The 255-nt window shown below is 54.5% G+C and carries 1 protein-coding gene; it reads left to right on the top strand.

Going from position 1 to position 255, the window contains the following annotated elements; all coding sequences use genetic code 11:
• On the top strand, positions 1-255 hold a 255-nt coding region (locus JW499_RS22215; RefSeq protein ID WP_205212568.1), incomplete at both ends, for a carbohydrate porin.

The raw sequence follows: 255 nt of genomic DNA, 5'->3' as shown, positions 1-255 counted from the left end.
AGTACTTCGTTGCAGCCAAAGGCGGCGTGCGTCTGACCACCGATGGCGATAAAAATGTGGTGGTGCGTGATGCCTATATTCAGCTGGGCAACAATACCTGGGATGCGCAGATCGGCCGCTTCGAGGCAATCAACCTGTTCCCTCTGGGTAAAGACACCCTGGTTTCGCATGCCGGTGGCGTATCAGTTTATGAAGCAAACAAAGTGCGCGGTTTTGCCGGTGATGATGGCGGTCAGATCGCCCTGCACTTCAAAG

Origin of the sequence: Amphritea pacifica, from assembly GCF_016924145.1 — a bacterium.
Taxonomy (GTDB): Bacteria; Pseudomonadota; Gammaproteobacteria; order Pseudomonadales; family Balneatricaceae; genus Amphritea; species Amphritea pacifica.
Note: the sequence above shows the minus strand (reverse complement) of the source record. Positions and strands in the feature narration are given on the sequence as shown.